The sequence below is a fragment of the Streptomyces sp. NPDC023541 genome (assembly GCF_055559995.1).
Genome location: NZ_JBVHJO010000001.1, coordinates 283,077 through 308,954, shown reverse-complemented (window position 1 = coordinate 308,954; position 25,878 = coordinate 283,077). Strand labels below are relative to the sequence as shown.

The 25,878-nt window shown below is 75.5% G+C and carries 18 protein-coding genes and 1 pseudogene; 12 read left to right on the top strand and 7 right to left on the bottom strand.

Going from position 1 to position 25,878, the window contains the following annotated elements; translation table 11 throughout:
• Positions 1-90: 90 nt before the first annotated feature.
• The gene (locus tag ACZ3X1_RS01495; RefSeq protein WP_467275528.1) at positions 91-1,461 is read left to right on the top strand and encodes a M64 family metallopeptidase; all 1,371 of its coding nucleotides are present in this window, start codon (positions 91-93) and stop codon (positions 1,459-1,461) included.
• A 9-nt stretch (positions 1,462-1,470) separates the two neighbouring features.
• Complete coding sequence (locus tag ACZ3X1_RS01490) at positions 1,471-1,905, top strand: SMI1/KNR4 family protein (RefSeq protein WP_467275527.1); 435 nt, start codon at positions 1,471-1,473, stop codon at positions 1,903-1,905.
• Between the two features lie 107 nt (positions 1,906-2,012).
• On the opposite strand, the gene ACZ3X1_RS01485 is transcribed toward ACZ3X1_RS01490, so the two are convergent.
• Together ACZ3X1_RS01485 and ACZ3X1_RS01480 are read right to left on the bottom strand one after the other, a co-directional pair.
• Positions 2,013-2,201 carry a DUF6381 family protein gene (locus ACZ3X1_RS01485; RefSeq protein ID WP_030657858.1) on the bottom strand — a complete coding sequence of 63 codons (189 nt, stop codon included), beginning with the start codon at positions 2,199-2,201 and terminating at the stop codon, positions 2,013-2,015.
• Positions 2,202-2,459: 258 nt separating this feature from the next.
• A complete protein-coding gene (locus ACZ3X1_RS01480) occupies positions 2,460-3,233 on the bottom strand; it encodes a VOC family protein (protein ID WP_467276278.1) in 774 nt (257 codons plus the stop codon).
• Between the two features lie 241 nt (positions 3,234-3,474).
• On the opposite strand from ACZ3X1_RS01480, the gene ACZ3X1_RS01475 reads away from it, so the two are divergent.
• On the top strand, positions 3,475-4,461 hold the full coding sequence (locus ACZ3X1_RS01475; protein ID WP_390074330.1) for an isopenicillin N synthase family dioxygenase: 987 nt from the start codon (positions 3,475-3,477) through the stop codon (positions 4,459-4,461).
• Between the two features lie 89 nt (positions 4,462-4,550).
• Positions 4,551-5,726: an alpha/beta hydrolase family protein gene (locus ACZ3X1_RS01470; protein WP_467275524.1), complete on the top strand. Its 1,176-nt coding sequence runs from the start codon at positions 4,551-4,553 to the stop codon at positions 5,724-5,726.
• 15 nt (positions 5,727-5,741) lie between these two features.
• On the opposite strand, the gene ACZ3X1_RS01465 is transcribed toward ACZ3X1_RS01470, so the two are convergent.
• On the bottom strand, positions 5,742-7,007 hold the full coding sequence (locus ACZ3X1_RS01465; protein ID WP_467275523.1) for a molybdopterin-dependent oxidoreductase: 1,266 nt from the start codon (positions 7,005-7,007) through the stop codon (positions 5,742-5,744).
• A gap of 151 nt (positions 7,008-7,158) precedes the next feature.
• On the opposite strand from ACZ3X1_RS01465, the gene ACZ3X1_RS01460 reads away from it, so the two are divergent.
• The gene (locus ACZ3X1_RS01460) at positions 7,159-7,692 is read left to right on the top strand and encodes a GNAT family N-acetyltransferase (RefSeq protein WP_467275521.1); all 534 of its coding nucleotides are present in this window, start codon (positions 7,159-7,161) and stop codon (positions 7,690-7,692) included.
• A gap of 141 nt (positions 7,693-7,833) precedes the next feature.
• On the opposite strand, the gene ACZ3X1_RS01455 is transcribed toward ACZ3X1_RS01460, so the two are convergent.
• Both ACZ3X1_RS01455 and ACZ3X1_RS01450 read right to left on the bottom strand, forming a co-directional pair.
• Positions 7,834-8,115, bottom strand: a complete 282-nt coding sequence (locus ACZ3X1_RS01455; protein WP_467275519.1) for a hypothetical protein — start codon at positions 8,113-8,115, stop codon at positions 7,834-7,836.
• Positions 8,112-8,852, bottom strand: a complete 741-nt coding sequence (locus tag ACZ3X1_RS01450) for an HNH endonuclease family protein (protein WP_467275517.1) — start codon at positions 8,850-8,852, stop codon at positions 8,112-8,114. Before ACZ3X1_RS01450 ends, ACZ3X1_RS01455 begins: the two co-directional genes overlap by 4 nt.
• A 202-nt stretch (positions 8,853-9,054) precedes the next feature.
• Here ACZ3X1_RS01450 and ACZ3X1_RS01445 point away from each other — a divergent pair, with 202 nt between their 5' ends.
• From ACZ3X1_RS01445 to ACZ3X1_RS01425, 5 genes are all read left to right on the top strand, one after another.
• The gene (locus ACZ3X1_RS01445; protein WP_467275515.1) at positions 9,055-9,927 is read left to right on the top strand and encodes a DUF4132 domain-containing protein; all 873 of its coding nucleotides are present in this window, start codon (positions 9,055-9,057) and stop codon (positions 9,925-9,927) included.
• A complete protein-coding gene (locus tag ACZ3X1_RS01440; RefSeq protein WP_467275513.1) occupies positions 9,924-14,837 on the top strand; it encodes a DNA-binding protein in 4,914 nt (1,637 codons plus the stop codon). Before ACZ3X1_RS01445 ends, ACZ3X1_RS01440 begins: the two co-directional genes overlap by 4 nt.
• A 113-nt stretch (positions 14,838-14,950) precedes the next feature.
• The gene (locus ACZ3X1_RS01435; protein WP_356814315.1) at positions 14,951-16,108 is read left to right on the top strand and encodes an ATP-binding protein; all 1,158 of its coding nucleotides are present in this window, start codon (positions 14,951-14,953) and stop codon (positions 16,106-16,108) included.
• Positions 16,105-20,262 carry a vWA domain-containing protein gene (locus tag ACZ3X1_RS01430; protein WP_467275511.1) on the top strand — a complete coding sequence of 1,386 codons (4,158 nt, stop codon included), beginning with the start codon at positions 16,105-16,107 and terminating at the stop codon, positions 20,260-20,262. Before ACZ3X1_RS01435 ends, ACZ3X1_RS01430 begins: the two co-directional genes overlap by 4 nt.
• Complete coding sequence (locus ACZ3X1_RS01425; RefSeq protein WP_467275509.1) at positions 20,259-22,154, top strand: hypothetical protein; 1,896 nt, start codon at positions 20,259-20,261, stop codon at positions 22,152-22,154. The genes ACZ3X1_RS01430 and ACZ3X1_RS01425 overlap by 4 nt, the downstream gene beginning before the upstream one ends.
• Here ACZ3X1_RS01425 and ACZ3X1_RS01420 read toward each other — a convergent pair.
• On the bottom strand, positions 22,120-22,602 hold the full coding sequence (locus ACZ3X1_RS01420) for an HAD domain-containing protein (protein WP_467275507.1): 483 nt from the start codon (positions 22,600-22,602) through the stop codon (positions 22,120-22,122). The genes ACZ3X1_RS01425 and ACZ3X1_RS01420 overlap by 35 nt on opposite strands.
• Positions 22,603-22,660: 58 nt before the next feature.
• Between ACZ3X1_RS01420 and ACZ3X1_RS01415 the strand changes: the two genes are divergently transcribed.
• Positions 22,661-23,416, top strand: a complete 756-nt coding sequence (locus tag ACZ3X1_RS01415; RefSeq protein ID WP_467275505.1) for an MOSC domain-containing protein — start codon at positions 22,661-22,663, stop codon at positions 23,414-23,416.
• Between the two features lie 76 nt (positions 23,417-23,492).
• Positions 23,493-24,152, top strand: coding sequence for a hypothetical protein (locus tag ACZ3X1_RS01410; protein WP_467275503.1), 660 nt, complete (start codon positions 23,493-23,495; stop codon positions 24,150-24,152).
• Here the strand turns inward: ACZ3X1_RS01410 and ACZ3X1_RS01405 are convergent.
• Positions 24,136-25,650, bottom strand: a pseudogene (locus ACZ3X1_RS01405) (carboxylesterase/lipase family protein). The gene ACZ3X1_RS01410 and the pseudogene ACZ3X1_RS01405 sit on opposite strands and share 17 nt — an antisense overlap.
• Between the last annotated feature and the right edge of the window lie 228 nt (positions 25,651-25,878).

The window sequence follows — 25,878 nt, the reverse complement described above, 5'->3', positions numbered from 1 at the left end:
ATTGCGCACCTCCCGTGCGCCGCCTAGTTTAAGCAGCCGATTCAATACGCTTATCAATCGGCTTAACTTCCTTTCTCGGGGGGAGACTTCATGGATCCGGTCAGAGGTGCGTCGTCCGGACGACGGGTGCGGCGTCCGGCACTGCGCGCGGCGCTCGCAATGGTCTGCGCGACCGCCGCGCTGGTGGCCGCCGGCCCGGCGGACGCGGCGGACGGCCCGGCCGGGACCCGGGTGGAGGTCGAGATCCCCGGGCCCGAACAGGGCGGCGACGCCGGATCCGGGCACGCCCTTGTGCCGTCGGCGGGCGGCCCCGCGAAGAGCGCGGGCCGGCTCACCGAGGCCGAGCGGTCGGCCGACGGCGAGGTCACCAAGATCATCGACAACGGCCCGACCGCCGACCGGCTCGACGTCGTCGTCATCGGCGACGGCTACACCGCCGCCGAACTGCCCCGGTTCCACGCGGACGCCGAGCAGAAGTGGGCCGAGGTGGCGGCCGTCGAGCCGTACACCACCTACCGCGGCCTGTTCAACGTCTGGACGGTCGACGCGGTCTCCCGCGAATCGGGCGTCTCCGGCGATCCGGACCCGGCGACCGTCCGCGACACCGCCCTCGGCTCCTACTTCTGGTGCGACGACATCGAGCGGCTGCTCTGCATCGACCAGCCCAAGGTCGACGCGTACGTGGCCAAGGCGCCGGCGGCCGACCTGGTCATCGTCCTGGCCAACAGCGCCAAGTACGGGGGCGCCGGCTACAACGAGCCCAGCGCCACCCTCGGCTACGAGGGCATATCGACCGCCTCGGCCGGCCACCCGAAGTCCGGCCAGGTCGCCATCCACGAGACCGGCCACTCGCTGGGCAAGCTCGCCGACGAGTACTTCTACCCGGGCGTGCCGGACTACGAGAAGTACACCGGGCCCGAACCCGTCGAATCCAACAGCTCCGGCCTGCCCGCCGACCGGATGGCCGCACAGCGGGCCAAGTGGTACCGCTGGCTCGGCGAGGAGTCGCCGGACGGCGGCACGGTCGGGGCGTACGAGGGCGGCAACTACTACGTGACGGGGCTGTACCGGCCCACCGACAACTCGCTCATGCGGGTCCTGGGCAAGCCCTTCAACCTGCCCGGCGTCGAGTCGATGATCGCGGGGTTCTACCAGCACGCGAAGGTCGCCACCGCGCTCACCCCGACGGACCGGACCCTGCGGCTGCGCCACACGGCGAAGGTCGCCGTCCCCAAGCTGGCCGGAGCGGACGGCCGGCAGCTCGTGGTCCGCTGGTACCTGGACGGCAGGGAACTGAGGCGGTTCGAGGGGCGCACCGAGGTGTCCGTGGCCGAGCTGTGGCTCTTCGACCTCCGGACCCACCGCCTGTCGGTGACGGCCGAGGACCGCACGCCGTCGGTCCGCGACCCGAAGACCGCCCGCACGCTCCGCTCCACGGTGGAGTGGAAGGTACGGCTCTAGGCTGCACGCATGTGGAAAGAGGCCGCAGTTGAGGCGTACGAAGATGTCGGGTTCGCAGAGCCCGCCGGGGCGGCCGCCGTGGCCGGCGCGGAGCGGCGGCTCGGAGGGCCGCTGCCCGCCGCGCTGGTGGGGCTGCTCGGGGAGACCGACGGAGTCATCGGGCACCACGGGACCGACACGGTCTGGCCGCTGGACCAGATCGTCGAGGAGAACCTCCACTTCCGGTCGGACCCCGGCTTCGCCCGGCTCTACATGCCGTTCGACGCCCTGCTCTTCTTCGCCGACAACGGCGGCGGTGACCGGTTCGCCTTCGTCCGCACCCCCGAACGGGACGACATCTTCGTGTGGGAGCACGAGGACGACAGCCGACGGTGGGTCGCCCGGGACCTGCGGGACTACCTCGGGCGGTCGCTGACCGGCGGTGGGGACGAGTGGTACCGGTAGCCGCGCGAGGCAGGCGCGAGGCAGGCGCGCGGCGGCCGGTGGCCGCGGCGACGGTGGGTCGCGGCGGCCACCGGCCGGGGCGCGGTGCGTACGGAGGGGCGCGCAGGCTACATCGGGTCCATGCCCCGGTCGTCCATACGGCTCTCCTGCTCGCTCTGCTCCTGCAGACGGCGGGCCTTCTCCTTCAGCCGGCGGCGCTCCTCAGGATCGGTGGACCGCTCGGCGGCCTCGTTCAGCTCCTTGGCCTTGGTGCGCATCTGCTGGGAACGGCCGCGGGACTCGCCTGAAACGCTCATGATCGCTCCTTGCGTCTGGGGTAGGGCAGGCGGATTCAGCGAACCAGCACTGCCGGGCACCCGCATCTCGAACCGTCACCCAAGGTGATCCACCGCCCACGGCCGCTGCCGTCCGAGGGGCTGTCGGCGCCCGCCGACACCACACGGTCGGCCCAGCGCACGATCGGTGCCATCGGAAGGGCGCCGCCATCGGCGACGCCGGCGGCGGCGATCGGCGATGCCGGCGCCCTCGGCCGAGCGGCACCGCAGCGCGTCCGGTCAGTACAGCCCCGGCCGGGCGAGGTCCTCGTCCGAGTCCGCCCCCAGCCCGGTGGTGAGGGTGAAGAGCGCCCCGTCCGGGTCGCGGAGCGTCACCCACCGCTCCGCCGCGTTCGAGGTGATGTCCGAGACCATGCGCCCCCCGAGCATGACGGCCGCCTCGATCGCCGGCCGGAGCCTGGGCACGCGGAAATGCACGTGCCAGCGCGGCCGGGTGTGCGGCGAGTAGGAGGCGAGCTCGACGGGACCGCTGTTCAGCCGGGCCACGGGCTCGCCGTTCTGCCGCAGGACGACCTGGTCCTCCTCGTAGGAGACCGCGCAGCAGCCCGGGCGGTCGGTGGCCCACTCCAGCACCGCGCCGTAGAACATCGCCGCGTCGAAGGCGTTCCTGGTACGCAGTTCCAGCCAGGCGGGAAGGGGGCCCTTGCCGGCCCGCCAGTCCGCGGCGACGTCCCCCTCCCAGATCCCGAAGACCGCACCGTCCGGGTCGGCGACGAGCGCCGCGCGGCCCCCGGACTCGAAGGAGACCGGACCGACCGCGATGGTGCCCGTCCGCTCACGGATGCGGTCCACCGCCGCGTCGGCGTCGTCCACGGCGAAGTACGGGGTCCACGCCGCCGCGACGCCCAGGTCCGCGGCCAGCGCCCCGATGCCCGCCACCGGGACACGATCGAGGAACGCCACCGTGAAGGCCTCGCCGAGGCGGGCCGGCCGGAAGCGCCAGCCGGCCACCGCACGGTAGAAGCGCTGGGCCGTCCCGAGATCGCGCGTCATCAGGCTCACCCAGCACGGCGCCCCGAAGACCTCCCGTGTCGAAATCTCCACCGCACGCTCCGTCCCTCAGGCACCCCGTCGTTCCATTCTGGTCCCTATCGTGACGATCCTCGCGGTCGGCGGTCGCCGATGCACACACAAAGTGGCCGAGAATCACTTTCCGTGCCAATCCCTACGGTCGTGCGCGGCGATAGCCTCGGTCCCGGACACCACCGCGCAGCGTCGAAAAGGCAGGTCTCCCATGGCCGGATCCCAGGTTCCCGTGATCGATCTCGGGCCGTGGCGGTCCGGCGGGCCGCGAGAACGCGCCCGTACGGCCGCCCGCGTCGACGAGGCCCTGCGCGCGGCCGGATTCCTGCTCGTGACCGGCCACGGCGTCGACCCCGCGCTCCCCGCACGGATCCGGGACACGGCCCGCGCGTTCTTCCGGCTCCCGGCCGCCATGAAGGAGCCCTACGCCGTCACGGTCGGCGGCCGGGGCTGGCTGGGACCCGGGGCCGAGGCCAACAGCCATGCGGAGGGCACGGCCTCGCCGCCCGACCTCAAGGAGTCCTGGTCCTTCGCGGCCGACGAACCGACCGGTGACCCCGCCGTGGACGCCGAATGGTTCCGGCCCAACACCTGGCCGCAGGAGGTACCGGAGCTGCGCCCCCTGGTCACGGAATACCTGGCACGGATGCGGGCCCTCTCCGACGAACTGCTGGAACTCCTCGCCACCGCCCTCGGACTCGACCAGGACCACTTCACGCGCCACACCGGACACCCCACCTGGGGGTTCAACCTCAACTGGTACCCCGGTACGGAGACCGTCGGCGCTCCCCTGCCGGGACAGTTCCGCATCGGCGCCCACACCGACTTCGGCACGGTCACCGTCCTCGACCGCCAGCTCGGCTCGGGCGGGCTCCAGATCCACACGGACGCCGACGGCTGGCAGGACGCGCCCTACGACCCGGCCGCGCTCACCGTCAACATCGGCGACCTGATGGCCCGCTGGACCGGCGACCGATGGCGGGCCGGCCGCCACCGCGTGCTGCCCCCGCCCGCCGACACGCCGGCCGAGGAACTGATCTCCCTCGTCTACTTCTACGAGTGCGACGCGCACACCCGGGTGGAATCCCTCCCCGCCCCCATCGGCCGGGTGGTGCACGACCCCGTCGACTCCCACACGTATCTGCGGGAGAAGCTCCGGGCCATCAGCGTCCCCGCGGGTGTCGATACTTCGGAGTGACAAACGGTGCGGAGCCCTCCCCAAGGGTTACGCCCGGATCAACCGGAAAGGTGACGACCGCCGCGGCCACGGTGCATAGCGTCCGTTCCATGACACGACGCCGAACGGCCGCAGCAGCCGCCTTACTCGCCCTCCTCCTGCCGCTCCCGCTCGCCGCCGCCGGCACCGCCGCCGCCGGTACCGCCGCCGCGGCGGACTCCCCGGCCACGGCCGAGCGCAGCCGCCCAGCGGTCCAACTCCCTCACCCCACCGGCCGATTCGCGGTCGGCCGGGAAGACCTGCACCTGGTCGACCGCAGCCGGACCGACCCCTGGGCCGGCTCCGGACCGCGCGAACTGATGGTCACCATGCGCTACCCGGCCCGGCGCGACACCGGCAGCGCCGCGCGCTACCTCACCCGCGAGGAGGCCCGCCTGCTCCTCGTCGACAGGGGACTGGACCAGGCCGTCCCCGTCGAGACCCTGGCCGGTACCGCGAGCGCCTCGCGGACCGGCGCACGCCCCGTCGCCGGACGCCACCCGCTGGTCGTCCTCTCGCCGGGCTTCACCGTCCACCGCGCCACCCTCACGGCGCTCGCCGAAGACCTCGCCTCCCGCGGCTACGTCGTCGCTGCGGTCGACCACGCCCACGAGAGCGTGGGCACCGCCTTCCCCGGCGGCCGCGTGCTCACCTGCCTGGCCTGCGACAAGGCCGAGGAGACCGGTATGGGGGCGGTGAGCGACAACCGCGCCCGCGACGTGTCCTTCCTGCTGGACCGCCTCACCGGACCCCACCCCGCCTGGCGCCACGCGGGCCTGATCGACCCCGGCCGCATCGCGATGGCGGGCCACTCCATCGGCGGCGCCTCGGCGATCGCCGCGATGGCGGCCGACCCGAGGATCCGCGCCGGGGTGAACATGGACGGCGGCAACGCCACCCCCGTACCCGCCAACGGATTGGGCGGGCGCCCCTTCCTGCTCCTCGGCGCCCAGCAGCGGGGCCCGGGCGGCAACGCGACCTGGGACCGCGACTGGCCGCTGCTCGACGGCTGGAAGCGCTGGATCACCTTCGACGGCTCCGGCCACTTCACCTTCAGCGACTTCCCGGTCATCGGCGAGCAGCTGGGCCTGAACGACCCCGAGACCCCGCTGCCCGGCGCCCGCTCCGTCGAACTGACCCGCCGCTACGTCGGCGCCTTCCTCGACCGGCACCTGCGCGGGGAGTCCCGGCCCGTCCTGGACGGCCCCTCCGCCGGCGCCCCGGAGGTCCGCTTCCACGCTCCGTAGGCCGTCCGAGCAGGCTCAGACCACCGTCACCGGGTGGCGCACCACCGCGTCGAAGAGGTAGCCCTGCGTGTTGTGCACCGCCGTCTCCGGCTGCGTACGCCCAGTCCCGTCGCTCGCCCGGGCCAGCAGCGCGGTGGCACCCGTCGTCCGCGGGGTCCACGGCACCGACCAGCGCACCCAGCCGCCCCGCTGCGGGGAATCGTGCACCCGGGCGCGCCGCCAGTGGCCGCCGCCGTCCGTACTGACCTCGACCCGGGTCACGGGGGCGGCGGCGGACCACGAACGGCCCGTCAGCAGCCGAGTCCGGTGCACCGCAACGGTGGCGCCCAACTCCAGCTCGAAGGCGCTCTTGAGGGTCTGCCGGGTGAGCGGGGCGCTGCCCTCCGCCGGATGCCCGGGACCGAACAGCCGGTACATGTCCGTGTTCCACGGCGAGTACAGCGCCTCGCCGCTCACCTCGATGTCACCGACCCACTTGATCGACGAGATACCCACCCAGTCCGGGACCACCAGGCGGACGGGACCGCCGTGGTCGGGCGGCAGCGGACGCCCGTTCATCTCGTAGGCGAGCAGGACGTCGTCCAGCGCCTTCGTCACCGGCAGCGGACGCCGCACGCGGCCCAGGTTCACCCCGTTCGCCACCACCTCGTCGTCCAGCCCGCGCGGCAGGACGTCGACCGCACCCCGGGTCACCCCCGCCAGCCGCAGCACGTCCGACAGCCGCGCCCCGCGCCAGTGCGCGACACCGATCGCGCCCAGTGTCCAGGCCGTACCGGTCACCGGCTGGCCCTGCTGCGTGGAGTAGAAGCTCCGGCCGTTGCCCGCGCACTCGATGAACAGCGTCCGCTCGACCGCCCGCAGGGCCCGGAGCTGCTCGTACGAGAACTCCACCGGGCCGCCCGCGAGCCCGTCGCCCCACACCTTCAGCCGCCACGCGCCGGCGTCGATGCGCGGGGTCGAGGTGTGGTTGCGCACGAAGAAGCGGTCGACCGGGGTGAGCCGGCCCGTGCCCCGCAGCGCGGCGAAGTTCGTCTCCGCGTTCGTCCCGCGGATCGTGAACAGCTCGGGCGGCAGCGGTTTGACGATCCCGGGCGCGGCCTCCGGGCCCGCCGCCGAGGCCGTACCGGCCGCCGCCACCCCCAGCGATCCGGCCGCGGCTCCCACCGCGAACAGCTTCAGCAGACCACGGCGGTCCACCCCGGCGGAGCGGGCTCGGCCGCGGGTCCACTGCCGCAGGCGGGTACGGTCGTAGCGGCTCTCGTCCGACACATCGAGCGGCATGGCAGGGTCACTCCTAGGTCGCGGTTCCCGACGGACCGTAGCGGCCCGGGGCGAACCGCGGAAAGCTTCCCCGCCGGACGGCCACGAACCCGCAACACAGCCGCAACGGCCGATTACCGCTGGTCCGGCGAATTTCGGCAGGATGTGGCACATGACCGAGATCCGTACCCCCCGCCTCCTCCTCCGCCTCTGGACCGACGACGACCTCGTCCCCCTTTCGGAGATCCACGCCGACCCCGAGGTGATGCGCTGGATCGGCGACGGCTCCACCCTCGGCCTCGACGAGACGGCCGAGGCGATCGAGCGCTGGGAGGAGGAGTGGGACGAGGAGGGCTTCGGGCTCTTCGCCGTCGAGCTCCTCGGCTCCGGGGAGCTCATCGGAGCCGTCGGCCTCTCGGTCCTGGAGGACCTGCCCGACGCGCGGGCCGACGTACAGATCAGCTGGCTGCTCGGCCGCCAGTACTGGGGCCAGGGCTACGCCTCCGAAGCCGCCCACGCCACCTTGGAGTTCGCCCTCCAGGACCGCGGCCTGGACCGCGTCGTCGCCGTCAACCGGCTCGGCGACACCGCCTCCGAGAACGTGATCCGCAAGCTGGACATGGTGCGGGAACACGAGACCACCGACCCCCGCTACGGGCACGCCGTGGAGGTTTACGGCATCGACCTCACGCAGTACGAGGGCTAGCTCATCAGCCGATCGGACGACCCGGGGGTCGGCCGGCCCGCTCCCGTACGCGTAGGTCTTGCCGGCGCCGGACATGGTGCTGCTCTCACCACGGCCGCCGAAGGTGCCGGAAAGCAGCGCACCGGAGACCCTCGGTCCGCCTCAGGCGGGGCCGCCGCCGGGGGCGACGGCCCCGCCGCCCGCACGGACCGCGGCGACGGCCGCGGCGTGCAGTGCGGCCGGGGCGCCGTGATGCGGCCGGGGGCTGCCCGTGAGGGTGTACCACTCGTCGGCGTCCTTGTACTGGACGTCGAACCGGACCAGCCCTCCGCCCGTCACGGCGGTGCGCAGGGTCAGCGGGCCGGTGATGACGCCGACCTCGTCGGTCATGGCGCCGCCCGGCCCGGCGAGCACGTCGTCCTGCCACCGCTCCGCCCCGGTCATGAGGCGCAGGTGTCCAGCATCGTGGTGAGCATCTTCTTCTCCGGCTCGGTGACGGTCAGTTCGTACGCGGATTTGACGGTGGTCCAGGCACGTCCGTACTGGCACCAGCTCGAACGGTCCGGCGGCTGCCACAGGTCGGGGCTCTGGTCGCCCTTCGACCGGTTGGAGGCCGCGGTGACCGCCAGCAGCTGAGGATGGGCCAGGTCGTTGGCGAAAGCCTTGCGGCGGGCGGCGTCCCAGCCGGACGCGCCGGAGCGCCATCCCTCGGCGAGCGGCACGATGTGGTCGATGTCCAGTTCGCTCGCGTCGGTGACGACCACCCCGTCGTACAGGCTCTTCCACGTACCCGACACGGCGCGGCACTCGCCGTCCCGCTTCACCGCGGTGCCGTCCCGTTCGAGGACTGTCTCGCGCGTGTCGCACTTGTCGCCCTGCTCCGCCCAGTGCGTGAACCGGGCCCTGCTGTAGCCGGCCATCGAGCCCACCGGAGCCACCTTCAGCGCGGCCAGCCGGGTTCGGGCGACGGCGGTGGTGACCATGCCGGGCAGCACGTCCCCGCCGGCCGGCGCCCCGCCCGCGGGACCCCCGGCCGGCGGCGCGGCCCGGGAGTCGGACGGCTTCGGCTTGGCGTCCCCGCCGCCCGGCGCATCCGGACCGGCCGCACCGGAGCAGCCTGCCCCGGCCGCCAGCAGCAGGGCGGCCAGCAGCACGCCCGGTCCACGTATCTGACGTCCCATAACCCCACCCCGAGCCCGAACCGCTCCGCCACTGTCCCGGAAAGCCTACCCAGAACCGGACATTCAACTTATGGAGGCCCCTCCGGCGGGCGTTGTCAGTGGCCCTCGCTAGTCTCCCGACATACCGCAGCTCACGGGGGTTTGCTCCCCCTGTCAGGGCTGCGCGGAAACACGTACGGGACAGGCGGAGGGGCACAGTCTGATGGCATGGCTGGCGGCGGGCGAGGGGTACGAGATCGCCCTGGTGGAGGGGCGGGTGGCGGCGAGGTCCGTCACCGGCCGGGCAGCGGGACGGCAGTTGAAGACGCTGCCCAAGGCACTGAAGGACCATCCCGAGGTGGACCGGCTGCGCCGGCTCGCCGAATGGCTCGACCGGCACGCGGCGGCCTGCGTCGCCCAGGTCGACGGCTGGATGGTGTCCTCGCTGCCCGTCCCGACCGAACTGCTCGCCCGGGTCTGGCCCGACGACGCCTGGCAGAACGCCCTGCGCGACCTGGCCGTCGTCGGCGACGACCCCGACGAGGTGGGCTTCCTGCGGGACGCCACCGCGTCGGGCGAGCTCAAGGTGGTCAACCTCGACGGCGAGACCGTACGGCTCTCCCCGCGCACGGTGACCCTGCCCCACCCGGTGCTGCTGCCCGACCTGGACGACGTACGGGAGTTCGCGGCCGAGCTGGGCATCGTGCAGCAGGTCGAGCAGATCCACCGCGCCACCTGGCGCAAGCCCGACGAGGTCTCCGCCACCGCCACCGAGGTCCGCGCCTACGCGGGCGGGGTCTTCCCCACCCGGTTCAGCCTCGCCGCCCGCGCGACCGCCCTCGGCTACCGGGTCTCCGGCGGCTACGCCACCTGCAAGGTCCGCGACGCGGGAGCCGGCTCCGGCACGGAGGCGGCGGTGTGGATCGGCGAGCCGTACTACGACGACGAGACCACCACCGGCGCGCTGAGCTGGCACGACGAGGACGGCCGGGCGGTGACGCTGGCCAAGGTCGGACCGGTGGCCTGGTCCGAGGGAATGCGGATGGCCGCGGCACTGTACGCCGGGCGCAAGATCGAGGAGGGCGGGAACGCGTGAGCAAGAACCTGAGAAACACCGGGACGGCCGAGTCCGAGCTGCTGAAGGCCGGCGCCGTCCTCCCCAACGGCACCACCGGGGCCGGAGCCGACGCCGTCGACCTGACCGCCCGCAGCTACCGCCACCCCGGCCTGGACGAGGACCGCGTCGTCGTCCGGCTCGCCGCCGCCGAACTCGGCGCGGCCGAGGACCTCGCCGCCGGCTTCCTGGGCCTCGTACGCGACGAGGGCGAGCCGCCCGTCGTCGGCCTGAGCCGGCGCCAGGCACTCGGCTTCCCCGAATGGGTCCTCGTGCACCACCCCGAGGACGGCCACCACGCCCTCGCCGTCGTCCCCGAACTCGACCGGATCGCCCGCCAGGCCAAGACCAAGCCGAAGGCCGCGCTCGACGCCTGCACCGAACTGGCCGAGCGCCTCGCCGCCTCCGTGCCGCACTTCCTGCCCCTCTTCCACGAGCAGGCCGCCCGCATCTTCCTCGCCGTCGAGAACACCACCTACGCCGCGCAGCTGTTCGGCCGCGCCCGCACCGCCGAGGCCCAGCACGGCCTGCCCGTCGACGAGGACCGCCTCGACTCCGTCTTCCTCGAATTCGCGCTGGCCGGCGCCCTGCCGGTGAAGGTGCTCGCCGGCTACGGCAAGGCCCTGGCCGTCCGCGTCAGCCCCGCCGAGGCCTACGAGCGCTTCCGCCGCCTGTGCGTACGCCGCACCGCGGGCGGTCTGCCGCCCTCCGCGCAGGCCGCCGTCGAACTGCGCCGCCTCGCCCGCGCCGCGGGCCTGACCGGCACCGAACCCGAGCAGGACTACCTCGCCGAACTGCTGCCCCTGCCCGCCACCCTGCGTGCCGCGCTCGGCTGGTGGAAGGCCCACCGCGGCGCCCTCGTCGCGCTCGCCCGCCGCGTCCCCGCCGTACGCGGCACGCTCCTCGGCCTGACCCCGCCCGGCGGCGACGTCGACCTGATCGACCTGTGGCTGGACGTCCTGGAGGAGTCCGGCGCCACCGCCGGACTCGCCGACGAGAACCTGCCCGAGGAGGAACGCTGCTCCGACGGCACCGCCGGCTGGCTCGAGCGCTTCTCCACCGCCCGCCGCTCCGGCTGGGGCCGCCGCCCCACGAACCCGGTCCTGCTCGAGGTCGTCGAGCGCTGCGCCCCGCAGCTGCGCGCCGAACTCGACCGGCCCGGGCGGGAGGCCGGCCTGCGGATCGGCGTCCAGGACGCCGACCTCCTCGACCTCCTGCTCACCCTCGAAGTCACCGTCGTCTCCCCCCGGGAAGACGGCACGCGGCACCACCACGACACGCTGAACCTGTCCGACTGGGCCGGCCGCGACGAGCGACGCGACCTGTCCGCGGTCGCCGCGGACACCCGCTTCCAGCCCGCCTTCCGCCGGGCGCTGAACGGCATCGGCAGCGGCGGGGCCGACATCGTCCGCCACGTCGCCGCCTCGCCCGGCGCGCGCCCCCTGCTGGCCGAGTGGATGGGCGAGGTCGCCCGCGCCTCCGTCGCCGCCGGCCTCCCCGGAGTCCCCGAGGCCATCGAGCGGCTGACCTGGCTGCCCGTCGAGGCGCTCGCGCTCGCCCCCGAGGAAGTCGCCGCCGCGGCCGCCGCCGACCTCGGGGAAACCCTCGCCCGCACCCTGCGCGGCGGCCTCTTCGAGGAACTGGCCTGGCCCGCCTGGGAGAACGCCGTCGCCGAACTGACCCCCGGCAAGGACCGCAACGGCCTCATCGTCGTCGAGGCCTGGCCGTACCTGATCGTCGCCAACACGGCCCAGGTCCGCGTCATCGACGCCGACTCCACCGTCCTCACGCACGACCTGCGCGTCCCGGCCGGCTCCCACCGCCGCATGGGATTCCACTACGTCGACGGCGAGCTGCTCGTCTTCTGGGCCGACTGGAGCGCCAACCGCGTCGAGGGCTACTGGCACTCCTCGCCCGGCACCGTCTTCACCCTCGACACCGACCGCAACTACTGGTCCCTGCGCAGCGACCACCTCTCCCTGCAGCTGCCCGGCGGCGGGCGCACCACCGGCGGCGGCGTCCTGCACCGCGGCGACACCCGGCTGCCCGACGAGCGGCCGGTGATGTCCGACGGCACCTCGTACTGGGTGTGGCGGCAGCGCGACCACGACAACGACAGCGGCTGGGTCGAGTACGACCCGGCGAGCGGCGCCTACGGACGCTCCTCCATGCCCGCGTTCTTCGCCGACACCATCAGGGCGTACAGCGGCAGGGCCTCCTCCGGGTACTCCGGCCGGCTGCTGCCCACGCCCACCGTGGAAGGCTCCGTGCTGGGCGCACCCGTCGACGGCCTCCTCGGCTGGCACGCCGTACGCCTCCCCGACAACGGCTGGGCGGGCACCGACACCGGCGGACGCACCGTCACCGTCCCCGAAGGCGGGGACAAGCCCGTCGCGGCCCTCACCTTCCCGGGCGACGACCGCCCGCGCGCCCTCTCGCACAGCTGGCGCGAACTGTCCCTCACCGACCCCGACGGCGTCGTCACCGCCCAGACCCGCAACGACCGCCACGACACCCCCTTCAGTACGGGCAGCGTCGACCTCCCGCCGCTCTCCCACTGGTACGCCCTGCGCCCGCGCGACCCGCAGGGCTCGATGGCGCTGCGCACGGCCGACCGTGAGACCGTCGGGGCCCTGCTCAAGGCGGCGGCCGCCGCACCGAAGGCCACCGACCTTCCGGACGTGGTGAGCGCGGCCCTGCCGCAGGTCACCGACCCCAGGCTGATCGGCGGCATCGTCGAGGTCCTGCGGTTCGCCCTCACCCAGCAGAAGGCCCTGGACGGGATCTCGGCCCGGCTCGACGCGGACACCGCCCCCCAGGAGGAGCGCGAGCTCGGACCCGCCGACCAGCTCCTCGGCGCGGCCCTGAACGGCCTGCTCGACCACGGCCACTACCGCCACAACGACGACAGCGACGGCACGCACCGCACCCTGAGCCTCCTCGGGGCCGCCCGCGCCGACACCGGCGCCGCCGGGGTGCCCGGGCTGCTCCACTTCGACACCCCCGCCCTGCCGTACTTCACCTTCACCTGGACGCCACTGCTGGACCAGCCCGCGGCCGCCGCCTACCGGGCCGTCGCCGCGACGACCACCGACGAACAGCGAGCGGCCCTCCTCACCGTGCTCGGCGAGGTGGACACCCTCGGCATGGCCTCGGCGGAGGGCTCGGCCGGCAGCTGGCGCCAGGTCCGGGTCCACCTCGGCCGATCCCACCTGACCGGCCCCGACGGCCTCGGCCGCAACGTCTACCACCGCAGCCTGCTGCCGCTGGGAGGCGGAGCCGTCCTCGCCATGACCGAGCACGGCGACTCCGTGCCCGACGGCCACGAGTTCGGGGCCCTCCTCCACGACCCCACCGGCCGCTTCACCGTCCCCGGCCCCTACACCGTGCGCCGCGCGACACCCCTCGGCGACCCCGACCGCGGCCCCGGCTGGCTGACCGCCTTCCTCGGCGCCGCCGCCGAGCACGGCCCGCTGCCCTTCCGCCCGGAAGCCGCGGAGGAGTTCTCCCGGCTCACCGGGGTCTGCGGCGCCCTCGCCCGCCTGGTGGTCGCGGGACTCCCGCACATCGACAGCTACGACCGCAACTTCCTGCCCGCGCAGGTGCGCACGACCCTCGGCGTCAAGGCAACCGACGCCGCCTACGCCCGTGACGAGCTCAAGAGCCTCGGCGCGGACGTCCGGCGCGCCCTGGTCGCGGCCCTGCTGCCCGCCGATCCGGCACGCCTGTGGAGCGAGGGCCCCGACGTGGCGGCCGCCGCGGAGCTGTGGAACCGGCGCGTGGGCCGCCGCACCCCCGTCCCCGACTGGCTGGCCACGGAGGCCGCGCGCGCCGTCCGCGGCGGATGGCCCGCGCACCGCGTGCTGGCCGCACTGCTCGACCCGGCCGCCTCCCGCGAGCTCTCCGTCGACGTGCCGTGGACCGTCAAGGGCGACCACGTGGAACCCGCCGTGGCCGTCCCCGACCCCTTCGACGCACAGGTCCTGAACTCGACCCTGGCCATGAGCGCATGGCTGGCCCACCGGCTGCCGGCCGGCGACCCCGTACGAGCGGCCCTGCCGCCCGCACTGACCGCGGTGCGGCAGCGCCTCGCCGCGCCCGAACTGCTCCTGGAGCTCGCCCACTACACCAGCCTCCCCGACTTCCGGAAGGTCGCCGGAACACCGACCGAGACCGGCGAGGGCTACGAGCGTTACGGCGCCGTCGTCATGGCCACCCACGACGACCAGCCCAAGCCGGCGGTGCGTCCGGCGCTGCTGGACTCCACCGGCTCCGACCCGTACCTGCCGGCGCTGCGCGGTGACGACCAGCAGCCCCTGGTGGTCGAGAGGGCCCTGCGGACCGCCCACGACCCGCGCTTCGCCGCACTGCTCGCCGACCCGGGCGCCCCCGCGGCGGGCACCGTCGGCGCGGACGGCACGTGGTGGCCCCAGGACCCGAGCCGATCGGTTCCCGAGCTGGTGGAGGAGGTCGGCGCCGAGTACGGGCTGGGCGCCGACGCGGCCGCCCTGTACCTGGCCCTGCTCGCCATGCCCGACCCCACCGACCGCAACACCGCCCGGTGGACGGGCTGGAAGCCTGCCCGCCTCAAGGCCGCCCGGGCCGAACTGGCCGCCACCGACCTGGTGGTGTCGGCCGACCGCAGCCGGGCCGGACGCTCGCTGTTCCTGCCCGGCGGGTGGGCCGACATGGCCTCCCCGGCTCTGCCGGTGGAGCAGTGGAAGCTGCCGATGTACAGCCTCACCGCCGGCGGCCGACCACTGCTGGGCGTCCTGGCACCGGCCGAACCGGCCGCGGAGCTCTACCGCCGCGCCTGGCAGCGGATCCGGGAGGGCGACGTCCCCCGCTTCCAGGAACTGAAGGTGAAGCGCACCCGCGCCCGCCGCCGCTGAGCCGGCCGGTACCCCGACGCTGGGCCCCCGCGGCCCACCCGTCACGGTGGGCCGCGCCGGCCCGCGCCCCCGACCACCCCTTCGCACACCGCGCACACCCGCAGAGGAACACGATGACCGTCACCGCACCATCCGCCCCCGCCGCCCGGCAGGTGCTGCCCGCCGAAGAGCGGCACGCCGCCGAACTCGCCTTCCTCGCCGCCCACGACACCGGCCCCAGGCCGCCCGGCTGGGCGTTGACCCCGCGCGCCGTCGTCACCTTCATCTGCGGCAGCGACGGCACCGAACTGGCCCTTCCCAAGCGCCGCGCCGGCCTCCCGGCCAAGCTGGCCATCGCCACCAAGTTCGTCGGCGAACGCGCCCTGGTGGAGCGGTGCGTCGTCACCCTCGCCGGAGAGCGCGGACTGCTCCTCACCGGCGAGCCCGGAACCGCCAAGTCGATGCTGTCCGAACTGCTGGCCGCCGCCGTCTGCGGCACGAGCTCCCTCACCGTCCAGGGCACCGCCGGCACCACCGAGGACGCCTTCCGATACGGCTGGAACTACGCCCTCCTGCTCGCGCAGGGCCCCACTCCGCAAGCGCTGGTCGACTCACCGGTGCTGTCGGCCATGCGTACCGGGCGCGTCGTCCGCGTGGAGGAGATCACCCGCTGCCTGCCCGAGGTGCAGGACGCGCTCGTCTCGATCCTCTCGGACCGGCGCGTCAGCGTGCCCGAGCTGACCGCCACCGAGGACGCGGTGGTCTGCGCGGCCCCCGGCTTCACCGTCATCGCCACCGCCAACCTGCGCGACCGCGGCGTCTCCGAGATGTCCGCCGCCCTCAAGCGGCGCTTCAACTTCGAGACCGTCGCCCCGATCGCCGACGCGGACGCGGAGGCCACGCTGATCCGCCGCCAGGCCGTCGCCGCGGTCCAGCGGGCCGGCGCCGCCTTCGGCGTGGACGACGCCGTGCTCGACGCGCTCGTCACCGTCTTCCGCGACCTGCGCTCGGGACGGTCCGCCGAGGGCTGGGACGTGGAACGCCCGGGTACGGTCATGTCCACCGCCGAGGCGGTACAGGTGGCGGCCTCGCTCGGCGTCGCCGCCGCCTACCTGCCGGACGGGGACGTGCTGGACCTGCTGCCGGGGCACCTGCTGGGCGTCGTACGCAAGGACGACCCCGCCGACCACGGAAGGCTGCTGGGGTACTGGGACGGCCCGGTCCGGCGCCGCGCCGAGGACGGCTCGGCGATGTGGCGCCGCCTCTGGGACCTGCGCGGGAGCCTGCGTTGACGCACACCGACCCGCGGGCCGCGGTCGACGCGCTCGCCGCGGCCCGCGAGCCCTACCTCATCGGGGTACGGCACCACAGCCCCGCGCTGGCCGCGGTGGTGCCGGCCCTGCTGGACGCCTCCGGCGCGGACCTCGTCTGCGTCGAGCTCCCGGCGGACTTCCAGCCGTGGCTGGAGCACCTGGCCGACCCGGAGACCGTCGCCCCGGTCGCCCTGGCGGGCACCGGCGAGGACGGCCGCCTGGCGTTCTACCCGTTCGCGGACTTCTCCCCCGAGCTGGCGGCCGTCCGCTGGGCCCGCCGCTCGGGCGCGGCCGTCCTGTGCTGCGACCTCCCCCTGTCCGACCCCGGCTGGACCCCCCGGACGGCCGTCCCGCACCCGTCCCCACCCACGGACGCCCCCGACGCCCCGCCGCGGGCCGCGGGCACCACCCCGGACACCGCCTCCGGCGCCGTCCCGGACCCGCTCGCCGGTACCACCCCCACGCGGGACGCGGCAGCCGCGCCGCACACCGCTGCGGGCGCGGTCTCCGGGACGGCGGCCCAGGGCGCCGGCACGCACCCGGGCAGGGGCACTGCCCCGACGCGGGACGCGGCCGCCGCGGGCCCGGGCGCGCAGGCGGGCGGCGACCCGCGCCGCGCGGGCGGTTTCGCCGACGCCCTCACCGCCGCCGGAACCGGCCGTGACGGCGACGACATGTGGGACCGCGCCGTCGAGGTCCTCGCACCGGGCTGCTCCCCGGAGGCCGTACGCCGGGCCGCGCTCGGCGTCGGCTGGGCACTGCGCGAGGACGGCCCCGTGCCGGACCGGGACCTCGCCCGCGAGGCCCACATGCGTGCCGTGATCGCCGGAGCCGCCGCCGACGGCCGCCGAGTGGCCGCCGTCATCGGCTCCTTCCACGCCCCGGCCCTCCTCGACCCCGAGGCGGGCGCCGCGGCCGCCCCGGGGCGCGTCCCGTCCGACGACACGAAGTCCGCGTCGCGTGCGAACGCCGGCTCCGCGACCGGAACGGACGGCACCCCCGGGCTCGCGCCGCACGGCGCCTGCGGCACGGGGCCCGACGCGGGCGGGTCCGCGCCGAGCGGCAGCGTCGGCCCGGGTTCCGGCGCCGACCGGGCGCCTTCGGAGGCCGGGGAGGCCGGAGCCGGGGCCGGGGAGGCCGGGGCCGACACTTTCCACGGCGTCGCCGTGCCCCACGGGACGGGCGCCGCCGCCGACGCGGCCGCCGGATCCGAAAGCATTTCCGGCGGCGCCGCGCCGAGCCAGGACCCCGGAACGGGCGAGCGCCCCGCACCCGGCCGCGGCCCGGTCGGCAAGGCCTCCCGACAGGGGAGCGGCGCAGGCGGGCACGAGGCCGTCACCTCCTTCGTGCCGTACTCCTTCGACCTGCTCGACTCCCGCTCCGGGTACCCCGCCGGCATCCGCGACCCGCTCTGGCAGCAGGCCGTCCTCGAGGCCGGCGGCGACCCCGAGCGGGTCCGGGAGGCAGCGTCCGCCGCCGTCACCGGGATCTGCCGGGAGCTGCGCCGGGCCGGACACACCGCCGGCACCGGCGAGGCCGCCGAGACGCTGCGGCTGGCCTGCGACCTCGCCGTCCTGCGCGGGCTCCCCGCGCCCGGCCGCGGTGAGCTCCTGGAGGCCGTCGCCACCGTCCTCGGCCAAGGCGAACCCCTCGGCCGCGGCCGGGCACTGGCCCATGCCCTCGAAGCGGTGCTCGTCGGCACAGCCCGCGGGCGGACCACCCCGCACGCCCCCCGCTCCGGCCTCGGCCCCTCCGTCGAGGCCGAACTCGCCGAGCTGCGCCTGCCGTGCCCCGAGGACCCCGCGCCCCGCGAGATCCGCCTCGACCCGCTCCGCTCGGCCCTCGACGGACGCCGCGAGGTCCTCCTGCAGCGCCTCCTCGTCTGCGGCGCCTCCTACGGGGAGCCCCTCACCGTCGCCGCCACCGGCGACGGCACCGCCCTCGGCACCAAGTGGCGGCTGGCCTGGACGCCTTCCGTCCCGGCCCGGCTCGACCTCACCGGCGTGCGCGGCGTCACCGCCGCCCAGGCGGCCGCCGGCACGCTCGGCGAAACCGCCCGCCGCGCCGCCGCCGACGGCGGCCCGACCCCGGCGCAGATCCTCGCCGGGCTGGCCGCCGCCGCGCGGTGCGACCTGCCCGAACTGGTCGACGTACGCCTCCACGAGGCAGCCACCGCCCTGCCGCAGACGGCTACCCTGTCCGAACTCCTCGACGCACTCGACCTCCTGGAGGCACTGCACCGCGGCCACCTCCCCGGCACCTCCGCCGCGTCCCGAGCCGCCTGCGCCGCGCTCACCGACGACCTCATCGAAGCCGCCGTACGCTCCCTGCCCGGCCTCGCCGGCAGCGACGACCCGGCCGACGCCGCCGCCCTGGTGGCCCTCGCCGACCGGGCCGCCGCCCACCACCTGGGCCTGCGCACGGACGACGCGCTCGCCGCCCTGGCCGCCACCGCGTCCCCGCTGATGCAGGGCGCGGCCCTGGCCGTACGGGTCCTCCTCGACCTCGACCCGGCCGACGCGCTCGGCGACCGCGCCGCCGGATGGATCGACAGCGCCGGCACCGCCGACAGCCGGCGCGCCCTGACCCGCCGGCTCGCCGGACTCCTCACTGCCGCCGGCCCGTTGCTGCAGTCCTCCCCGGCAGCCCTCACCCCGCTCCTCGACCGCGTCGACCACCTCGCCGACCAGGACTTCCTCGACCGTCTCCCGGCCCTGCGCGGCGGCTTCGACGCCCTCGCCCCGGCCGCCCGCGACCGGCTGCTGGACACGGTCACCGAGCGCCTGGGCGACCGTATCGACCTCGCTCTCGACGCCCCGCCCGCCCTGCTCGCCCTCTGGGCCGCCGCCGACGCCGCCGGCCTCGCCGCACTCAAGGCCCTCCCGCTGCCCCGGCCGCAGGAACCGGCTGCGGACCAGCACTCGGCCGGGGACCCGCACCCGGCCGGGGACCCGGCGCCGGACGCCCCCGACGCCCCGTCCGCCCCCACCCCCAGGCCGCAGGCGCACCGGCTGGCGCCCGCCGACCGCTGGCGGCTGCTGCTCGGCCGCGAACGCGACCGGCTCCCCGCCGGCGCCCGCCGCTACGCCCACGCACTGGACGAGCTGTACGGCTCCGGACACGGCGAAGGGGCCGGCGACCTCGGCACCGGCCGGGGACCGGGCCGCAGCGGGGGCCAGGAGGCCTCCTTCCCCACAGCCCGGGAATGGTCGCAGGAGCTCGAAGCGCTGTTCGGCGCCGACGTACGGGAGGAGGTGCTGGCCGGTGCCGCCGAGGCGGGCCGCACCGACGTGCTCACCCAGCTCGACCCGGCGGCCGTGCGGCCCTCCGTGGAACTGCTGAGCTCCGTACTGTCCCTCGCCGGAGGACTGCCGGAGGCCCAACTCGCGCGGCTGCGGCCCCTGGTGAAGCGACTGGTCGACGAACTGTCCAAGGAGCTCGCCACCCGGATGCGCCCGGCCCTGTCCGGCCTCACCACACCGCGGCCCACCCGCCGCCCGGGCGGTGCGCTCGACCTGGCCCGCACCCTGCGCGCCAACCTCGCGCACGCCCGCCGACGGCCCGACGGCACGGTGGTCGTCGTACCGGAGCGGCCCGTCTTCAGCACCCGGGCGAGCCGCGAGGCCGACTGGCGGCTCGTCCTCGTCGTCGACGTGTCCGGCTCCATGGAGGCCTCCGTCATCTGGTCGGCCCTGACCGCGGCCGTGCTGGGCGGCGTGCCCACCCTCTCCACGCACTTCCTCGCCTTCTCCACGCAGGTCGTGGACCTCACCGACCGGGTCGACGACCCGCTCTCGCTGCTGCTGGAGGTGCGCGTCGGCGGCGGCACGCACATCGCGGCCGGCCTCGCCCACGCCCGCTCCCTGATCACCGTCCCGAGCCGCACCCTCGTCGTCGTGGTCAGCGACTTCGAGGAAGGCGGGCCGATCGGCGGCCTGCTCGGGGAGGTACGCGCACTGGCCGCCTCGGGCGCCCACCTACTGGGCTGCGCCGCGCTCGACGACACCGGCACGCCCCGGTACTCGGTTCCGGTCGCACGGCAACTCGTCGCCGCCGGCATGCCCGTGGCCGCCCTCAGCCCTCTCGCCCTCGCCCGCTGGGTGGGCGACCGCCTCCGTGGAGAGTCCCGTTGAGCACCGAACTGCCGCCCGTCGCACCCGAGGTGCTCGCCGAAGCGGTCGAAAACCTCACCGCACGGCTGCGCAAGAAGCTGGACGACACCACCGCTGGCTGTGCGGACGCCGCCACCCGCGAGGCCGACGGAAGCGTCACCTTCCGGTTCGGCGAGGACGCCCTCGTCACCCTGCGGCCCGGTCCGGCGGGGACCGTCACCGAGGCCGGACAGGCCACCTGCACCTGCCTGTTGGCACCCCGGTGCCTGCACCGGGCCGCCGCCCTGGGCGCCGCCCCGCTCGCAGACGCGGCGCCGCCGGAGCCAGAGCCGGCCGCTGCCCCGGCCCCGCCGGCCGCGGCCGCGCAGACGACGGCAGCCGAACCGGCCGAGCCCGCCGGAGCCCCGGACGCAGAACCGGCAGACCCCGCCGGGCCCGTCCCGGCCCTCACCGCGGCCCAGCTCGGCGCCGCGGCCGCGCTCTGGCACGCCGCCGCCGAAGCCCTGACGGCCGGCGTGAACGCCGGGGGAGCCGTCGTCCAGGCCGAGCTGCTGCGCGCCGCGCACACCGCCCGCCTCGCCGGCCTGCCCCGCGCGGAAGCAGCCGCCCTCCGGGTCGTACGGGGCCTGCGCGCCGCCCGGGAACGCCGCACCGCACACCGCCTCGGCGACCTCACCGGATCCTTCCGCGAACTCCTGCACACCGCCGGGGTGCTGGCCTCCGGCACGGCCCACGCGGCCCTGACCGGTACCTCCCGGCGCGCCTACACGCCGGGCGGCAGCCTCCAGGTGCAGGGCCTGTGCCGGGAACCGGTGCTCTCGGCCACCGGCTACGGCGGGGTCGTCACCCACCTGCTGGCCCCGGACGGCACCCGCTACTCCGTCTCGGACGTCCGCCCGGGAGGCCTGGCCCGCGCCCGCGGGGCCGGGCGGGCCTCCGTCGCCCTCGGCGGCGCCACCCTCGACCACGCCGGCCTCGCCCGGGGAGGCCTGCGCATCGTCGGCGCGACGGTCTCCCCGGAGGGCCGGCTCGGCGCCGGACGCGGGGTCAAGGCGACCCCCCTGCCCGGCGCCGCATGGACCGACGGGCCCGCCGCCCCGCTGTTCGCCCGCCCCGCGGCCGAGGCCGTCGCCGCGCTGCTGGCTGCCCCGGCCGAGGCGGCCGATACCGAAACCGCCCTGATCGGCTGCGATGTCACGGTCGTCGGAGCGGCCGGCGACCACCTCCTCGTCCGCGAGTCGGGACCGCACGCACCCCTGCTGAGGCTGCTGCCCGCACACCCGCACCCGGAGCTGCCGCACACCGAGAACCTGCGGCGCATCGCCTCGTACCCCGGACTGCGGCTGCGCGTCCTGGGCCGTCCCGACCTCGACCGCGCCGCCACCCTGCGCCCGGTGGCCGTCGGCCCGGTGCCCGGCGCGCAGTACACGCTGCGGCTGCCCGAGGAATGGCTGGGCCGGGCCGATCTCGGATACGACCGCCTCCAGGGCGAACATTTCCCGCCGTCGGACGCCGCCGCCGCGGCGGCCGGCGAAGCCGGCCCCGTACCGGCCGCCGACGTCCCGGACCCGCTGGCCGACGCGCCGCTGTGGCGGGTGCGCCGCCTCCTCGAGACCGGTGTCGCCGGCGGCCGGCGCGCGGTCGCCGAGGCGGCCCGCGGCGAGGCGGCCCCGGCCGCGTACGGTCCGCTGCGCCGGGCCGGGCTCACCGCCGCGGCGGACCTGGCCGCCGCCCTCGCGGCCGAGGCCGACCGGCGCCCGCGCGACGCCTTCGGCCGGCTCGCCGACCCCTCGCCCGACGGCTACGCCTGGGCCTGGCTGGCCGCGGCCACCCACCTGGCGGCTGCGGAACGCTCCCTGGTCGCCGCGTCATGGACGGCTACACCGAACGGAGCCACGCCCGCAGCACCGTGAAGTCCCCGGCGGTCAGGCCGGCGCCCGGATCGACGCGGTGCAACAGGGCCGGGCCCGGGTGGTGGCAGGCCACCCAGGCCCGGTCGGGGCCGGTGATCTCGTCGTCGATCCACACGAAGGGCCGTCCGGCCGCGTGGGCGAGGAGGGCGGGGGTCTTCCAGTGGACGCCACCGCGCCCGTCGTCGTCGGAGGGCTCCGGCCAGGCCACCACGGGCAGCTCCGGCAGCCCGAGCCTCGGCGCGACGCACTCGTTCGCCTCCGCCATCCAGGTCGTGGCCCACCACAGTTCGCACGGCAGCCCCGCCAACAGAGGCCCGAGCGCCGCGTCGATGCGGGTGAGCAGGGGATGGGGGCCGCCGTCCCCGGGCGGGTACGGGCCCGCCCCGAAGGGGATGAGCGGGCCGTCGACGTCGAGGTAGAGGAGAGGAAGGGCCGCCCAGCTGGTCATGACCTCACGGTAGCCCCGCCCGGTGGGCCGCCGCGGCGGGTGTACTACCGTCACAGCGGTGGCGGACGACGTGGGCGTGGTGGAGCGGCTGTGGCGGTACCCGATCAAGTCGACCGGCGGTGAACCGCTGCGGAGCGCGGAGGTCGACCTGCGGGGCCTGGTGGGCGACCGGCTGTACGCGGTCCGGGACGGAGCCGGGAAGTTCGGCTCGGGCAAGAACACCCGGCGCTTCCGACGCATGGACGGACTGCTGCACCTGCGTTCCCGCTACGCGCGGGGTGCGGGGGAGCCGGGCCCGCCGGCACCGCCCGGCCTCCCGGAACTGTCCGGACCGCCGGAGCTCGTCGACCCCCGCGGACGCGTGGTGGCCGACCCCACGGCCTTCCTGCGCGCCTACCTCCGCCGCGACGACGTCGAACTGGCCCGCGAGGGCCAGGTGTCGCACTTCGACCAGCTGCCGGTCAGTGTCCTCACCACTGCCACCCTCGACTGGATCCGCCGGGAGGTGCCGGAGGTGCCCGTCGACGAGCGCCGCTTCCGCCCGAACCTCCTGGTGCGCACACCTCCCGGTACCCCGCCCTTCGTCGAGGACGAGTGGATCGGCCGCAGGGCGATCCTGGGCGACACCCTGTGCCTCCACTTCCAGCGCTCCAGCGAACGCTGCGTGATGACCAATCAGGCCCAGCCGGACCTCCCGCACTCACCGCTCGTCCTGAAGGCGATCGCCGCCGCCCACGACAACCGCCTCGACGTGCTCGCCACGGTCCTCAGGCCGGGAACGGTCCGGGTGGGCGACCCGCTCGTCCTCGGCTGAGCCGCGTGGCCCGGGCCGGCACCGGATGGAACTGCGGCCCCCGTGACGGCCTCTTGATGGCCGAGGGGGGATGGTCATGACGAGGACAGCGGTGTCCGTAACAGGGCGGGTGGTGGTGGCGGGGCTCCTGTGCGCCGTCCTCGCGGGGTGCGGGACCACCCGGGCGGGGCAGGCCGCCCCGCAGGCCGGGGTACCCGCGCTCGCGCCGGCCGACTGCGGTGCGGACCTCACGACGGAGGAGGACCCGGGCGGCTACGCGGGCCCGCCGACGGACGAGGAGACGGGCGGCTCTGCGGGCCCGCCCACGGACGAGGAAACCGGCGGCTACGCCGGCCCGCCCACCGACGAGGAGACCGGCGCCTACGCCGGCCCGCCCACCGATCAGGAGAGCGGGCCCCCCGCCGGGCCCCCGACCGACGGCGGCACGGCCAACGGCGGCGGCCCCTGCGGCCCGGCCGACTGGTTCGACATGACCCGCGACTTCAGGGCCTACCACCGGGGGCACCGCACCGGCCAGGACGACAAGGTGTCGGTCACGGAGACCCGCGTCCGCAAGGTCCGGTCGGTCGGTGAAGCGCGGATCACCTTCTCCACCTGGCAGGTCGGCAAGGGCGCCGCGGAGGACGCCCGCCGCATCGCCGAGGTGTTCACCGCATGGCGCCGCGAGGTGTACGGCGACCACGGCACCCTGACCCTCCGCACGGCCGAGTACGAGGTCATCACCCAGCAGTGGTGACCCCGGGCCACCGCTCGTCCCAGAGCGCGCAGTGGTGTTCGGCCCGCCCGTCCACCGTACGGATCCCGCCCGCGCCCGGAGCCAGCGACAGCACCCGCGCCGACGCCCCCAGCCGCGGCCACCGCGGGGCACCGGGCGCGGACGGAACACCGGTCCGCGCGAACCCGGTCCAGTAGCCGGTCATCCGGTCCGCGAGCCCCTGCTGCACCCCGCTCAGCGGGGTGATCGTGAACAGGTAGGGCAGTTCGAAGCCGTGGGCCGCGCCGAGCGGCAGCTCCGGCGCCGGCGGCAGCCCCGTGAAGTCGGGCGCGTCACGGTCACTGAACCGGTAGCCGTACGTCGGCACGTGCCGCCGCAGCGCCGCCCCGTCCCGCAGCGTCGGGCAGATGAACGACGCGTCGGTCAGCAGTGTCGCCCAGGCGATCGCCGGGGTCGGGTACGCCGACACCGGATAGGCGGCCTCCACGGCCCGGGCCGTCTCCACACCGAACGACCGCTCCATCCGGGCCCGGTAGGCGTTCTCGTCGCCGATCGGGTACTCCGACAGCGTCTGGGACAGGAAGAGGCGGATCTCGTCCTGGGTGGTGCCCTGCACCACCGGCACCCGGTGGAACCGTCCGGCCCGCAGCGCCCGCCGCGGCTCCATCGGCAGGGCGCTGTCCCCGTAGGAGGCCAGGGAGAAGCGCCGCATCAGGTCGGAGGTCGCGAGGGTACGGGCGTCCAGCGCGCGCAGGCAGTCCAGCGCGCCCGAGGGCCGGCCGCAGCCGAGCCGGGCGGCCGCGAGGGCTCCCTCCTCGGCCGTGCGCCGCGCGGGCACGAAGGGCTCGTATTTACCGAGGCCCGGCAGCAGAGCCGACGGCGGCGTCGTGGTCGAGCACGAGCCGCTCTGGACTATCGCCTTGTGGAACAGGCCGGCGGAGGCGGGCGAGGTGAGGTGCGCGCAGACGCTCAGGGCACCCGCCGACTCGCCGAAGACGGTGACGTTGCGCGGGTCCCCGCCGAACCGCTCCGCGTTCCTCCGCACCCAGCGCAACGCCGCCCGCTGGTCCGCGAGGGCGAACCCGGGAGCCCCGCCGAGCTCCGGATGGCCGAACAGGCCGAAGACGCCCAGCCGCTAGTTGACCGTCACGACCACCGCATCGCCCTGTACGGCGGGCCGGTGCGGCCGGTAGACGTCGCCGGAGCCGCTGAAGAAGCCGCCGCCGTGGAACCAGACCATGACCGGTCGCGGCCGGGCACCGGGCGCCGCCGCCGTCGGAACGGTCACGTTGAGGTACAGGCAGTCCTCCGAGCCGACCGGCTCGCCACCCCCGACCACGGGCAGCTGCACACAGCGCGAACCGTGCGCCCCGGCGTCCCGTACGCCCGCCCACCGGCGCGCCGGCTCCGGCAGCCGCCAGCGCCGCGGACCGGTCGGGGGAGCCGCGAAGGGGATGCCCTCGAACGTGCTGTACGCCCCGTGCGTCCGGCCGCGCACCGGACCGCGGTCGGTGTCCACGACAGGCCCCTCCGGACCGGCCGCCGCGCCCGCCAGCAGGAGGACGGTGGGCAGCAGCAGCGCGCACCGGCGCCGGATGCCTCGGATGTCGGGCACGGCCTTCGCCTTTCCCTGGGGAGCGTCGGGGAAATACCCCCCGCCCCGCGGGGGCTTTTACCAAACCCCCCAGGCCCCGGCGGGGGCCCCCCGGTTGGCCCCCCCCAATGCGCCGGGGGGGGATAGTGGCGC